General features: G+C 68.9%; 12 protein-coding genes and 1 pseudogene. 7 read left to right on the plus strand and 6 right to left on the minus strand.

The annotated features are described in order from the left end of the window. The first annotated feature begins 4 nt into the window (after positions 1–4). Positions 5–478, plus strand: a complete 474-nt coding sequence (locus tag ACYQ8Q_RS00605; protein ID WP_460060686.1) for a hypothetical protein — start codon at positions 5–7, stop codon at positions 476–478. A gap of 267 nt (positions 479–745) precedes the next feature. Continuing rightward, a complete protein-coding gene (locus tag ACYQ8Q_RS00610) occupies positions 746–1,492 on the plus strand; it encodes a phosphotransferase family protein (RefSeq protein ID WP_460060689.1) in 747 nt (248 codons plus the stop codon). 536 nt (positions 1,493–2,028) lie between these two features. On the opposite strand, the gene ACYQ8Q_RS00615 is transcribed toward ACYQ8Q_RS00610, so the two are convergent. Next, positions 2,029–2,301 (minus strand): hypothetical protein, encoded by a 273-nt coding sequence (locus ACYQ8Q_RS00615; RefSeq protein ID WP_460060692.1) that lies wholly within the window; start codon positions 2,299–2,301, stop codon positions 2,029–2,031. Positions 2,302–2,390: 89 nt separating this feature from the next. Then, positions 2,391–2,786 carry a VOC family protein gene (locus tag ACYQ8Q_RS00620; RefSeq protein WP_460060693.1) on the minus strand — a complete coding sequence of 132 codons (396 nt, stop codon included), beginning with the start codon at positions 2,784–2,786 and terminating at the stop codon, positions 2,391–2,393. 175 nt (positions 2,787–2,961) lie between these two features. Between ACYQ8Q_RS00620 and ACYQ8Q_RS00625 the strand changes: the two genes are divergently transcribed. Beyond that, the gene (locus ACYQ8Q_RS00625) at positions 2,962–3,786 is read left to right on the plus strand and encodes an HARBI1 family protein (protein WP_460060696.1); all 825 of its coding nucleotides are present in this window, start codon (positions 2,962–2,964) and stop codon (positions 3,784–3,786) included. Between the two features lie 735 nt (positions 3,787–4,521). On the opposite strand, the gene ACYQ8Q_RS00630 is transcribed toward ACYQ8Q_RS00625, so the two are convergent. The 3 genes and pseudogenes from ACYQ8Q_RS00630 to ACYQ8Q_RS00640 form a co-directional block, all read right to left on the minus strand. Next, positions 4,522–5,055: a DUF6193 family natural product biosynthesis protein gene (locus ACYQ8Q_RS00630; protein WP_460060697.1), complete on the minus strand. Its 534-nt coding sequence runs from the start codon at positions 5,053–5,055 to the stop codon at positions 4,522–4,524. Between the two features lie 46 nt (positions 5,056–5,101). Next, complete coding sequence (locus ACYQ8Q_RS00635; RefSeq protein WP_460073119.1) at positions 5,102–5,413, minus strand: transposase; 312 nt, start codon at positions 5,411–5,413, stop codon at positions 5,102–5,104. Positions 5,414–5,927: 514 nt separating this feature from the next. Then, a pseudogene (locus tag ACYQ8Q_RS00640) lies at positions 5,928–6,182 on the minus strand (ISL3 family transposase); the annotation flags it as partial. On the opposite strand from ACYQ8Q_RS00640, the gene ACYQ8Q_RS00645 reads away from it, so the two are divergent. The 3 genes from ACYQ8Q_RS00645 to ACYQ8Q_RS00655 all read left to right on the plus strand — a co-directional run bounded on the left by ACYQ8Q_RS00645 (position 6,142) and on the right by ACYQ8Q_RS00655 (position 9,274). After that, a complete protein-coding gene (locus ACYQ8Q_RS00645; protein WP_460073758.1) occupies positions 6,142–6,282 on the plus strand; it encodes a hypothetical protein in 141 nt (46 codons plus the stop codon). The pseudogene ACYQ8Q_RS00640 and the gene ACYQ8Q_RS00645 sit on opposite strands and share 41 nt — an antisense overlap. A 1,300-nt stretch (positions 6,283–7,582) precedes the next feature. Continuing rightward, positions 7,583–8,077: a hypothetical protein gene (locus ACYQ8Q_RS00650; RefSeq protein WP_460060699.1), complete on the plus strand. Its 495-nt coding sequence runs from the start codon at positions 7,583–7,585 to the stop codon at positions 8,075–8,077. Positions 8,078–8,746: 669 nt separating this feature from the next. Then, entirely contained in the window at positions 8,747–9,274 is a 528-nt protein-coding gene (locus ACYQ8Q_RS00655) for an integrase (RefSeq protein WP_460060701.1), read from the plus strand. 244 nt (positions 9,275–9,518) lie between these two features. Here the strand turns inward: ACYQ8Q_RS00655 and ACYQ8Q_RS00660 are convergent, their stop codons facing one another. Then, positions 9,519–11,003, minus strand: a complete 1,485-nt coding sequence (locus tag ACYQ8Q_RS00660) for an alpha/beta hydrolase (RefSeq protein WP_460060703.1) — start codon at positions 11,001–11,003, stop codon at positions 9,519–9,521. An 868-nt stretch (positions 11,004–11,871) separates the two neighbouring features. Between ACYQ8Q_RS00660 and ACYQ8Q_RS00665 the strand changes: the two genes are divergently transcribed. After that, on the plus strand, positions 11,872–13,332 hold the full coding sequence (locus tag ACYQ8Q_RS00665) for a hypothetical protein (protein ID WP_460060705.1): 1,461 nt from the start codon (positions 11,872–11,874) through the stop codon (positions 13,330–13,332). Positions 13,333–13,388: the final 56 nt, after the last annotated feature.

Consider the following 13,388-nt stretch of genomic DNA (forward strand, 5'->3'; position numbering starts at 1 on the left):
CTCCGTGGCCGATGACGTCGTGGGGAACCGGGTCGCTGACTTTCGGGCCGAGTGCGAAGAACAAGCCCGGAGAAACCGCTTCCGCCGGCAGTTCTGGCGGTTCGCTCATGCCGTGCTGGGACTGCCTGCTACCGTGCTGGCCGGGATCTCGGGCGCAACGGGACTCTCTTCAGCAGATGCCCGTATCCCCGCAGCCGTGATGGCACTCGTCAGCGCGGGACTGAGCGCTGCAATCGCCTTTCTGAAGCCTGAGGTGCATCAGCGAGCGGCGCACGCCCGGCGCAGGGCCTACCTCGCATTGGAAGTGGAGGCTCGCTTCGCACTCACGCGGGCGGCGTCCACCGGCGAACCAATACCCCTGACCGTCTACAGGAATCTACTGGAACGCCGAAGGATGATCATCGCCGGCCAGCTTGACGAACTCGTCCAGCAGATCACGGTGGGGGGAAGACCGGCCGAGGCCGAGGCCTGCGAATGAGGAGTCTGGTGAAGCCACCATCGAATACGCCCCTGGAGACCGCTCCTGGCTGCTGGTCTCCGCCCGCGCGCGCCGTCGTCTTCTACCGGGGGTTGAGGAACATCCATGTCAGCTCGTGTGCTTAGGGCTCCTGACAAAAGTGGTGGGCTTGACCTGGTCAGAGGTCGGTGTCGTGCACGAGGCGGCTGGGTAGCGGGACGCGCTCCGCCGCGAAATCACACGCGAACCTGGCGAGGTCGGCGCACATCCCCGGGATAGTGGACGCCCATGGATGAGGTCAAAGTCGTCGTCGCACACTCCGAGCGGGCGACTCTGCGCGTCGGTGACGTGTTCCTGAAGGTGGACGCCGATCCGGCGCGCATCGATGTCGAGGTCGAGGCGATGTCCCTCGCTCCGGTCCCGACCCCGGAGGTTCTGTGGCGCAAGCCCTCCGTGCTCGCGACCGCCGCACTCCCTGGGACGACGCTTGGGCGCCTCGGCGGGCCGTCGACCGGGTCGCCGGCGGCGTGGGCCGCGGCGGGCTCCGCCATCCGGAAGCTGCATGGCGCGCCGCTTCCGGCCTGGCCGGGCCAGGCCGGCCGGAGCATCGCCGCGCTGGCGGCGGAACTCGACGACGAGTGCGAGTTGCTCGTGACGAACGGCGTCCTGCCCGCCGACCTGGTCACCCGCAACCGCCAGGTCGCCCAGGCCGCGCTCCGGCCGTGGACTCCGGCGTTCACCCACGGCGACCTGCAGATCGATCACGTCTTCGTCGACGGCGACGAGGTGACGGGCATCATCGACTGGTCCGAGGCGGGCCAGGGCGATGCCCTGTACGACCTGGCCACCTTCACGCTCGGACACGAGGAGCGCCTCGACGACGTCATCGCCGGCTATGGCGCCGACGTCGACCTCGACGTGATCCACGCGTGGTGGTCGTTGCGAAGCCTGCTGATCGTTCGCTGGCTGACCGAGCACGGCTTCGATCCCTTCGCGCCGGGCTGTGAGGTCGACGTGCTGAGATCCCGGATGTGAGGCTGCACGGGCCCGACTGCCAGGTATGCGTTGCGACGTATCGAGCAGGCCATCCCCTGGGGGGCAACGCCTGCCCTTGCTCTCAACAAAGTGCGGTGCACAGTCGTCGCCAACAGATGACGGCGCAGCCGAGGGTGACGAACGCGTGGTGGGTGCCGTCGCGGATCTCCCAGCGGCTACGCAGGCGGCGTAACCCGTGCAGCAGCACAATCGCTGCTTCCACGACCCAGCGGTGCCCGCCCAGGCCGCAGCCGTGGCCGGTGCCGCCCCGGGCGTGGTGCGGGTGATCTGGAACCGGCGGACCTCGTCCCGGTAGCCCTCATGGTCATTGCCGCGGACGACGTACAGGTGTTGGGGCGGCGCAGTGGCCGGCCGCGCTTGCCACGGATCGGCGGAACGGCCCCAACTGCGGCGCGCCACCCCGAGGCAGGTACATCGTCGTCGGTTCGGAGGTTGCGACTGCCCGAGGCCGCGGCTTCACGGAACTGCGGACAGGGCCGCTGAAAAGCCCTGACCGGATTCCGTGGAGCCCCACTTCAGGACGACTGCGGCTCGCCATCAGCCTTTGGACCGCCGGCGAGAGACCCGAAGTACTCATCGAGCAGCTTGAACAGTTGATCCACAGCATGCTGGTCGTCCTCGGGTGACCACGGCTCTGCAGGGCGGCCCTGGGGAAAGGCAGAGCTGAGGACCAAAGCCACCCAGATCAGGTTCCGGCCGAATCCCAGTTTGGCGGCGAGCCACTCCTGAAACCCACTCAGCAGGGCCCCTGCGACGGCGGCGTTGTAGCCGTTGAGGAAAGCAGTCACCGACTCAAAGTTGACGCGGGCAACGAATGAGGTCTTCTCGGCAACGTGACGGTTGCGGTGTGTGACGGGTGCGGGTGCCCGCTCCCAGCCTAGTTCTGCGGTGCCAGGGTGCGTACGACGTCGAACTCGTTGCCCTCGGGGTCTGCCATAACCACCCAGTTTCGGTCTGAGCCCTGGCCCACATCCGTCTTGGTGGCGCCGAGGCCGAGCAATCTGGTCACCTCGTCCTCGGTGCTGCCGTCGATCGGGCTGACGTCGAGGTGGAGCCGGTTCTTCACAGTCTTGCCCTCGGGCACCTGGATGAACAGCAGGGTGGGCGGCATCTGACGGGCCCGCACATCCTCGACGGTCGGCACCCAGGAGCCGATCTCGACCTTGCCCTCGCTCCGGTCGATCACCTTGAAGTCCAGGACCTCGCACCAGAAGGCCGCGAGCCTCTCCGGATCGTCGCAGTCAACGACCAACTCAGTAAACCTACTTGTCATGACTCTCCCCAGGTAGTGCGGATGGGGCTCAGAGTATTGGCCAGGTCGCCCGTCCGACAGGTCCGCGATCTTCCTGACTAGTCCAGACGAGTTGACCCGGCATCAGGTATGCGAGAAGCCCCTGGTAGGAACGGGTCTGCGAAGATCACGTTCCGGAACCCAGAGGCTTCACGCGTTGGCTAGTATCACCTATAACGCAACACTCGACGTCGGCAGGGAGACCGCGGAGACTCTCGCCCAGCTCTTGCGCGAGCACCGCGAACGGCTCGGTACCCGCAGGGGGACCCGCGCTCTGAGCGTCTTCAAGCAGGGTGTCCTGGTCCTGCGGTGGTTCGTCGACGGGACCCGGCTGGCTCAACTCGCCCGGGACAACGGGGTTTCGGTGCCCACCGCGTACCGCTACTTGCACGAAGGTCTGACTGTGCTCGTCGACCACACCCCGGATCTGTCCACCGCGCTGGAACGGGCGGCGGCCGCCGGTTACACCCATCTCAACCTGGACGGCACCGTCATCCGTACTGACCGCGTCGCCGCCCCCGGCCCCAAAGGCGCCGATCTCTGGTGGTCCGGGAAGCACAAGCACCACGGCGGCAACCTCCAGGTCATCTCCGCCCCCGACGGCTGGCCGATCTGGGTCTCCCCGGTCCGCCCCGGCCTCGAGCATGACACCACCTGCGCCCGCCACCACGGCCTGGTCGACGCTCTCAACCGGATCGCATCCACCCTGGACATTCCCACCCTGACCGACCGCGGCTACGAGAACGTTGGCGAGGGCTTCCGCCATCCGGTCAAGAAGCCCAAGGGCGGCGAACTCGACGACGAGCAGCAGGCGTTCAACTCGATCATCCGAAGCATCCATGCGCTCGCCGAGCGGGCCAACGCCCTGATCAAGGTCACCTTCAAGGCCCTGCGTCGCGTCAGCCTCGACCCCAGCGGCATCACCCGGATCGCCCGGCCCGCCCTCGTCCTGCTCCAGCTGGAGCACGGCCGCACCGCCTGACCGAAGATCACGAACCGTCACGAGACGTTACCAAGAAAGGTTCAATGTGCCCGGATACGTCTTGAAGTCCTCCCAGAAATCCTGGCGCGAGCACACTGGCTTGCGCGTGGCACGCCCCGCACGACGCCAGGCAGGGGGGATCGGTGCCGAACCCTTACGTGGAGTACGAGACCACCTCCGGCCCCACGCCAAGAGCCACGAGGAGACTGCCTGCGCGCGCGGCCGAGTCGACCGGACCGTCGTTGCGGGTCCAGACATGCGTTCCCGGAGCGTCCCCCTCGTGATGGGTAGCGACGAAATCCGTGCCGTCCAGTACGAAGAACGCCGCCCGAACCCTGCCGTGTCCGTCCCACAAGGACTCAAGAGTCAGCCTCAGCCGTCGGGCCACTGCATCCAAGTCCACCGAGAGAAGGGCGAACGAATACAGAGGCCCGACCGCGCATTGGAACATCGAGGCTTGCCGGGCCGGATTGGGTCCACCCCGTGGTTCTGTCGCGGGCTCCCAGTCACCCTCGACATCCGGTACGTACATCAGTTCATTCACCGGGATTGTCAACCAGCATGCGGTGGCCCTGATGTGACGGACCGACAGCGATGTTTCCTGCAGCAGCACCCCCGACCAGCTGTCCACGGAACCACGGACAGAGCCATTTTCAGGGCTCTGTCCGAGTTATCGTGAATGATCTCGAGTAGAGGCTGCGGGGTGCTGATATCGATGGGCGTGGCCACACACCGTCACACGTGCTCGTCCACAGAGGCGGTGATGACGGGCTGGGGGCCGACTGGCAGGAGTTCAAGCAGGAGGGCCACAGCCTCTTCGGCGGTCTCGACTTCGCCGATCACGGCGAAAGGACTGCGTCGGCGAACCTTGAACCGGGCGTTATGCAAGGGCTCGATCGATCCGGCCTGCACAGTCCAGGGGTAGCTGGTGGAGCTGCTGAAGAGCAGGGCGAAGTGGCTGGTGAACGGATACAGCCGCCGGAGTCGTGGTTGAGCGGCGGCAGCTTCCAGCAGCGGAATAATGCCCGGATATGGGCGCCCGGGCGTGCGGATCTGATGTACTGCATGCCTCCACTGCCAGCTGAGTCGTAGGGACTGCCAATGAGCCTCGACAACGTCAGCCGGCCCGCGACTGCGTGCTGCAGCTATGTCTGGCAGAACTGGTCTTGGAGGTAGGGGCAACTGTTGATCCCAGGGCTCGTCATTCGCGTCCACTGTCATAGTGTCGCGGCCGTTGCCTGAAAGCGGTGCTCTGATAACGAAGATCATGGCCGGGTGAGAATGCGTGTCCGGAAGAGTCGGAACGAGGCTCGGCCTACATAGCTCGCTTGAGCGTTTTCACCCGGTTTACGTGTCCTTCAACGACCCCGGAGCTCCAGGGGAGGGTCAGACCGGCGGTCACCACGTCGAGGTCCTGGCGGAGGAAGCCGGCGAAGCCCTTCATGGGCTTTGGTCCATCCTGCTCGGCCTGCCGGATCCACTCCAGCAGCAGGCGTCCGCGCCGGTGGCGGACCGGGTCGGCGAACGCTCGAGCGAGGTCGCAGGCACGGGTGATGTCGGGGCAGGCGAGTCGGACTTGATGGAGTCGCTCGTCCTGGCTTTCGGTGAGCGTCTCCCGGGGCCCCATGATCCACGAGGTGATCTTGCGGGGGCTCGGGATGTCGGCCCGGACCGGTTCGACGGTGCCCGCGCGAGGAGCGACGGGGTGCTTGCGGACGACCTGGCGGCTGCCGCGATAGCCACAAGCGTGGGTCTCCAGGAAGAGCTGGGTGCCGCTGGCCTGGCCTTGGGGATTCGGTGACGCGGGCGTTGAGATATGCCTTGAACAGCTCTAGGACGCCGTGGGGGCGGCGCTCGCGGGCGGAGGCCAGCAGCTCGCCGAGGCCGGTGTCACGGAAGCGGCGCACAGTCTTGCGGTCGAGGTTCAGACGGCGGGCGATGACGCTGCTCGTCCAGCGTTTCTCCAGCAGGCGGTGGATGTCCTCGTAGCGGTGGCGGGTGCGTTCGACGATCTGGGTGCGATGCAGTTCCGCGGGAGGTAACAGCATCGGGGGCGGCTCCGGCGCCTCGGTCACCGTCTCCTCCTCTGCGCGTTTGCGCAGGCAGTCGCGGTGCTGGTGGCACGTCTTCTCCACCGCGGCGGACAGGTTCTGCAGCAGATGCCAGCGGTCGGCTACTTCCAGGGCGCACGGGGCTGCTTCCCTGACCGCCTTGGTGTAAGCGGTGGCCCGGTCCCTGCAGATGATCTCCGCACCGGGATGCTCGGTGAGCCAGGCCGCGAACGTCTCCGAGGTGCGGTCTGGTAGTACGTCCACGACCCGGTCGGCCTTGACGTCGACCAGCACGGTGCCGTAGGTGCAGCCCTTGCGGAAGGCGAACTCGTCCGCCCCCAGCACCCGCGGCGCACGGTCCGCCGCCGTCGGCGCCGTCAACAGCCTGAGCAGCCGGGTCCGGCCCGCGACCAGCCGCAGGCGGCGGCACAACCGCGCGGCCTGACGGCCGCCGAGCTCGATCGCGGTCGCCCGCAGGCACCCCGTCAGCCCGGTACTAGAGCGACGGTGCCGCTCGGACAGGCCCGACACCTGCTCGACGAACGTCATACGGGAACAGTTCTTGCGATCACAGAAGCAGGGCTCGTTGATACGTGCTATGTATGCGCCTCGCCTGTTTCCGGCAGTCTGCGCACCGGCCCGGGCGAGCGGTGGCCACGGCCTCCACCACGAGGACGTCAGAGGAGTCGCTCACGCGCTCCACTCGCACAGCGATCCCTGGAAACAGCAAAGCCTCGACCGTCTCGCTTGCCATACCGAAACGACCCCTCGCTCACCTCCCTGACCGAGGGATTCACGGAACTGCGGACAGAGCCATTCTCAGATAGCCCCATCACGGCATACGTGCGCCCTGAGTGACCGCCTCGGCTGCGAGCGGCGGAGGTCCCCTCAGGGGGTCGACCGGAGCCAAGCGATTGAGGACTTGAGCGGCACCGGCCGGGTCGCCATCCCCTCCTGTCCGTCTCGGCTGCCGAGCTGCCGGTTGCCGGTGTGGGTAAGCACGCTGATCCTTGCGGTTCGCGGAGAACATGCCGTTCACCGCGGCGCACGCGGTGGACGCGGCGACGATCGCCTGGCAGGCGGTGAGGCGGGAGAGCCGACGCCGTCCTGCCACCGACCTGTACGCGGGCACTGGTACACCGTGGACCCCACCAGGCCCCGCCCTGGGCCGCCTGCCACCATGCCCATCCGTGCGGGCTGTTGGGGACGGCCCTGCCGCGTGTGTGCCCCCTTGCTACTGCGTGCTGTTGAGACCGGCCATGGCAGGCGGTGACCAGGGCGTCCCAGCGCTGGTAGGTGGCTGGCCGGCTCGCCGTCGCTCTTCGAGCGCTGGACGGATGAGCGGGAGCCAGACCGGCCACGAAGGCGGCGGAGTCGCTGCAGTGGGCGAAGACAGTGACGGCGCGAGTGTTCTCGCGCAGCTCAGCGATCGCTCTGGCTGCTTGGTCCTGGTCGTCGCGAACGGTGTGGTGGAAGGCGAGGGCGTGCTCCAGGTCACCCGGAGCGGGGATCCTCGGCAGGAGCTGGAGGCAGTCCGGGTGCTGTTGGTTCTTTCAGGGGCAGGCGCTACTCGGCCTCGCTCGGCTTCGGCCTGGCGGGGCCGAGAGCTGCGCGCGGACACCCCTGGTGCCCGGCAACTCGGCGCCCCCGGCAGGCGCAGAGCCTGGAGGGGGTGGGAAAATCACGGTTCGGAGTGGGGGGCCGCGGAGGCACTCTAGTCGGAGGGGTCGTGGGGGCGGTGGCCGGTGGTGCTGTTGCTGTGTTCTCCAGCAGCTATGCCAACCACGCCGTCACCGACATCGCCAGTTGGTTCGGAGTTGATTGTGGTGGGGATCTTTCTTCTGGTCTTCTGGGGTGGCAGCGCCTGCTTCTCCGCCTGGCGTGCCCAGCGGTTGTGGAAGGATCCCGACTACTACCAGCAAGTCGTGGGTCAAGGGGTGTTTCGCTTCAGGGACGACATCAGCCGTGGACTGGTTCGCGGCTGGGCGCCTTTCTCGGTCGGCATCGTGGCGCTGATGGCTGCGATGACGATGTTCATCGTCGGCGGTGTCGGCCAGCGCCCGCACGAGGGCTCCTTCGCAGCACTCGTCGTGGCCGTACTGCTGCTCGCCGTTTTCCTGGCCGGCGTCGTTCTCCAGCTGTCGGTGGCCTGGTTCAACCGGCCGCGCTGGTGTGTCCCCGCCTACCTCCGCGAGGAGAGCGGAGCGTGGGCGCAGCGACACCCGCGCAAGGCTCGCTGACCACGTACACAACCCCGGATCGGGTCATTGGGGGCCGAGTGCTGCGAAGTGACTGGTGCGCGTGCGGGCCCCGGGTGTGCCGGTGAGGCGGGCGTCGATGCGGGCGATGTTGATCGCGGTGCCGGTGAGCTGGTACTGGAGGCTGGTCTTCGCCAGACCCGGCAGCGGGATCTACCCAGGCCGGAGCGAGGAACAAGGGCGAGGGACAACGGCCTCAGTGATCAGTTGCGACGGCCGACCTTGAGACCCGCTCAACCACACCGCTCCGCGGACTGATGGGGGCTCCGGTCGCGTCGACGAGGGTATGGTGGGCGCGACCGGCGACCCGGCGGCCGTGTACGAGCGGCATCGGCATCGGCGACGACACCCGTGAAAGCCATGTGCCGGGTCACCGGCAGGAGGCCGCGGTGGCGCACGCGGGGCTGCGGGCGTTCGCGTACTCGACAGCACCGTGAACGCCGACGACTTCGCCCCGGAACCCGCCCGTGCCCCTGTTGTTCCAGTGACAGACGGGCGGCCAGAACAGGACGATCTCCGAGACCACGATCCGCCGGACCCTCAACCAGACCCTCGGGTTCGCCGGCCTGACCGACAACAACCGACAACACCGGCCAGCCGCTCAACTACCAGCCCCACGGCTTCCGAAAGATCTTCATCACGGATGCCATCATGAACGGCCTGCCGCCACACATCGCGCAGATCCTCGCAGGCCACGACGGTATTTCGACCATCATGCGTGACCAGGCGATCTACCCGTTGGAGGCCATTGAGGCACACCGCGCGTTCATCGCCCGCAACCGGGCAACACGTCCGAGCGAGGAATACCGCAACCCGACCAACGGAGAGTGGGACAAGTTCCTGGGCCACTTCGAGCGCCGCAAGCTCTCCATCCGCACCTGCGGCCGAGTGTTCGGCACCCCAAGCATCCACGAACACGTGTGCATCCGCTGCCCGATGCTCCCGCCTGACCCGGCCCAGAGACCTAGGTTGATCGAGATCAGGGACAACCTCACTGATCGAATCGCCGAAGGCGAGCGTGCAGGCTGGCTCAGCGGGATCGAGGACCTCAAGGCGAGTCTCGGCGCTGCCGACGCCAAGCTTGCGCAACTCGATGCCCAGTCGGCACGAGTCCAGCGAGCGATCGATCCGGGCATGCCCGGTTTCCGTGACATCGCCGCACGCTCCACTGAGCCATGAGCAGAGCGCCGGGGCAGGCGGGAGCGTCAACGCACACTCGGTTTGCCACCCTGTCCTTGCTGGCGGCTCGATCCGGCCGCATAGGCGAGCGGAGAGGCGATCGCCTGGACGTCCAATCCCCCTCCGATCCCCCTCCGACCAAGAGCCCGATAAACAGCGCGGCGGTCGCCTTGGTGAGTTGACTGCGCGTCGTGATCGTCTTCCTACGGATCCGCCTTCCAGGCGGATCCGGATCGGCAAGTTGTCAGGACGGCATGGCGGGGCATCTGGTGCCCCGGGGTGGCACTGCCAGGTCACTGAGGTAGCTGTCCACAGCGTCCTCCATACACGGGCCGCTCGTGACGCTGCCGTGGCCGTGGCCCTCGTAGGTGAGGAGCACGCCGCTGCGGCCGAGTTGCCGGGCCACCGAGACCGCCCACGGGTAGCCGGTGGCCGGGTCGTGCAGCGCGTTGGAGAGCAGGATCGGCGGGGCACCGTGTATGTCCAGGCGGTGCTGCGGGTTGGCGGTCGGCGCGCCCAGGCACGCCGCTGCCATGTGTATCGGCAGCAGGTAGGGCAGGTCAGGCGCGGTCATGTGCATCATGGCGACGAGCGAGGCGTACTCCTGGTAGTCGCGCACCGGCAGGTGCCAGTCCGAGCAGAAGACCGGGGTAGCCGAAGGCAACGGCGCTATCGAGGTGGGCGACGCCGGCAGCGGCTTGCTCGCGTCCATCCCCGCGATCGCTGTGGCCAGGCCCGCGTAGTCGGCCTGGTAGAACTTCCGGAACGCGATCTTGTTGACCAGGTCCGAAGAAGACAGCGAGGTGCCCGGCTTCGCCGGGTCCTCCAGCTCGCCGCGCCCGGCCCGGGCCAACAGGGCCTGCCAGACGGCGCGGACGTCGCGGGCGTGCAGTGCGCAGTCCGCGGCACCGTCGCACCACTTCACGAACTCCTGGAATGAATCCTCTGCTGTGGCCGCCTCGGACTGCAGGAAGTCACGGGTGGTCGGGACGCTGTGGTCCATGACGCTCTCCAGCACCATCGCGCGCACGCGACGCGGGTAGGTCTCGGCGTACTGCGCACCGAGCAGCGTGCCGTACGAGCTGCCGTGGAAGGTCAGTTTCCGCTCGCCGAGGGCGGCCCGGAGTGCGTCCAGGTCCCGGACCGTCTGGGCGGTGTCAAGGTGGTCGAACACCGGGCCGGTCTGCGCCCGGCAGTCGGCACGGAGCCGCGCGTTGTACGCCAGGGTGGCGTCGAAGTCCGCCTGGCTCTTCAACTCCGGTGACGGCCGCTCGGCAAGGAGGTCGCCGGAGCAGGTCACCGGGTTGCTGCCACCCACGCCGCGCGGGTCGAAGCTGACGATGTCGAACCTGCGGCGGACCTCGGGGCTGAACCGGCTGATACGGCCCACCACCATCTCCACACCCGAGTCGCCCGGCCCTCCGGGTCCGAACACCATCGAGCCAATGCGTGCGCCGGGGTCGGTGGCCTTGCGGCGGGCCACAGCCAGGTCGAGTCTCGGCCCGTCCGGGTGGGCCCAGTCGACCGGCACCGAAAGGTTGGCGCACTCGGCTCCCGGCTCCGCCGGGTCGTCGCATGGTGACCACCGCAGGGCCCCGGCGGCAGACGGCGACGCGTGGACCGCGGGAGCGGCGGCGAGGCCGGTGATGACGGCCATGGCGGCTCCCACCACCATGGCCGTGCCCTGCGCGGCGATGCGCCTCAGTGCGGATCTGCCCGTTAACGGCATGGATCCTCCTCGTGAAGAGAGCGGCTGTGTGAGGCGTGCGAGCCCGGCCGGGGCACCGTCGTCACGGTAGGTGCACTGTCGCCCATGTGGTGCCCCTGTCAGGGGTTTCTCCGGGTCGGGTCGGGGACCACTCAGGGGCGATCGGGGCGCAGGACGAAGACAGGTCAGGGTCGGGTCAGGGGAAGGGATCCGTTGCAGTCTCCAATGATCTGTAATGATCTGTCAGCCACGACGCACACCGCACCGGCACCGCCGACTCCTGTAGAGCCGTACAGCACGTGCCTTGCTCACCTCACGAACCACGAACGCCGATCGGGCCACCTACCTCAGGACCCTGGTGCCCGGCAGTGACCTCGACCACCGCGGTACTCCCATCTCCGAGAGTCTGCCGCAACAACTCCTGGACGCGGTCAGTGACTCCGCCACCGCACGGCCCTGCCTCGGCGATACTCGGTTCGACGGGCGACGTTCTCTGGCGACACCTCGTTCGGCGAAGCAACGTCACCGGTCGCGCCGAGTTCGCCGGGGTGGTGGAGCGCTGACCGACCGCGCTGCGCGCCCCCTCCGGGGATCCGGACGTGAGTGCCCCCGCGCAGCACCACACCTTCACCGTGGCGACCGGGACCGGGGCGGCCCCTTGACCGTCGAGGAGTCGTCAGCCTCGGTCGTACGGTCGGCGCCCCTTCCGGGTGCACGTCGACCCGGTCGATGACGGTTCCGCGGCCGCGCCCGCGTCACCTTCCTCGGCCACGCCGCACCGCGCGGGCCCGGACACCCCTCGCGCCTGGCCCGGGCGACTTCCACCGATCCCCCGTCACCATGCGTGATCGCGCGGTAACATCGCGGCGCGCCACGGGGGGGGAGGCCCATGACACCGCAAGGTCCGGGCGGGTCCGACGCGGGGGATCCGGAGGAGGCGGAGCGCGCGCTGCGGCAGGCCGAGGCCCGGGGCGTCGGCGGCGCCGGGCTCGCGGACCTCCTCGACCGGTCCGCCGCCGCGCACCGGCGCCGCTTCTGGAACTCCGGCGACACCCGGGACCTGCACCGGGCGGTGGACCGCTACCGGCGGGCCGTACGCGCCGACCCCGCCCGACGGGCCGTGTGGTCCAACGAGTTGGCGGTCACCCTGACCGATCTGTACGACGTCACCGGCGCCGACGACGACCTCGCCGCGGCGCGGCGGGCGGCCGAGGAGGCGATGGCCGCCGCCGAGGAGGGCTCACCGCAGTGGGCGCGGTGCGCGGCGACGCTCGTGCTGTGCCTGTGGGACCTGTACGACGCCATCGGTTCGCTCACCGACCTCGACACGGCGCTCGACCTGGGCGGCCGGGCCTCGGCCGCGCTGCCCCGCACGGACGGCGCGTGGGCGCGGGTGCGCAGCAACGTCGGAATGCTCCGGATGGACCGCTACGAACGGCTCGGCGCCGCCGACGACCTTCATGGGGCGGTACGGCTCGCCGGGGAGGCCGTCGAGGGCGCGCAACCGGACGACCCGGAGCTGGGCGGCTGGCTGAACAACCTCGGCAACGCGCTGCTGACCCGCCACGGCACCCAGTTCCCCGACGGTGCCGCGCCCCGCCCCGGCGAACGGATCGACCTCACCGACCTGGACGCGGCGATCGCGGCGTATCGCAGGGCCATCGAGGTCTCCGAGTGGAAGGTCGCGGGGCGGGCCACCTTCCTGTCCAACCTGGGCAACGCGCTGACCGACCGCGTCGAGGCGCTGCGGCTGGGCGAGTCGGCCGGGAGCGGTGAACCCGAGCTGCGCGAGGCGGTACGGGTGCTCACGGAGGCCGTCGGCCTGACCCCGTCGACGGCCCCATACCGGGCGAGCAGGCTGAACGTCCTCGGCGAGGCCCTGCGGGCGCTGTCCGAGGAGACCGGCTCGGCCGACGACGTCGACGCGGCGCGCACCGCACTGCGGCAGGCGTGCGCGAGCGGCCTGGCCGTCGCCCCGGAGATGACGGTGGACGCGGCGCACAACTGGATCCGGTGGGCGGTGCGGCGCTCGGCCTGGGACGAGGTGGGCGAGGCCGACGGCCATCTGCTGCGGGCCGCGGAGGCCCTGCACCGGGCGCAGTCGCTGCGCCGCCACCGGGAGGCATGGCTGCTGGCGTCCCGCGGGCTCGCGCAGGAGGGTGCCTTCGCGCTGGCCAGACAGGGCAGGCCGGAGGCCGCCGTGGTCCGCCTCGAACGGGGGCGCGCGGTGCTGCTGAGCGAGGAACTCGGTCTGGTCCCGGCCCAGTTGAGCCGCCTGCCCGCGCCCCTGCGGGACCGGTACTCCGACGCCGTCAGCCGGGTCCAAGAGGCGCTGCGGAACGCGGGCTGAGCGCCCGGCGGCCACCGGACGGACCCGGGACGGCGGATACGGCGACGGCGGTCGGG

Source organism: Streptomyces sp. YKOK-I1, assembly GCF_054660435.1.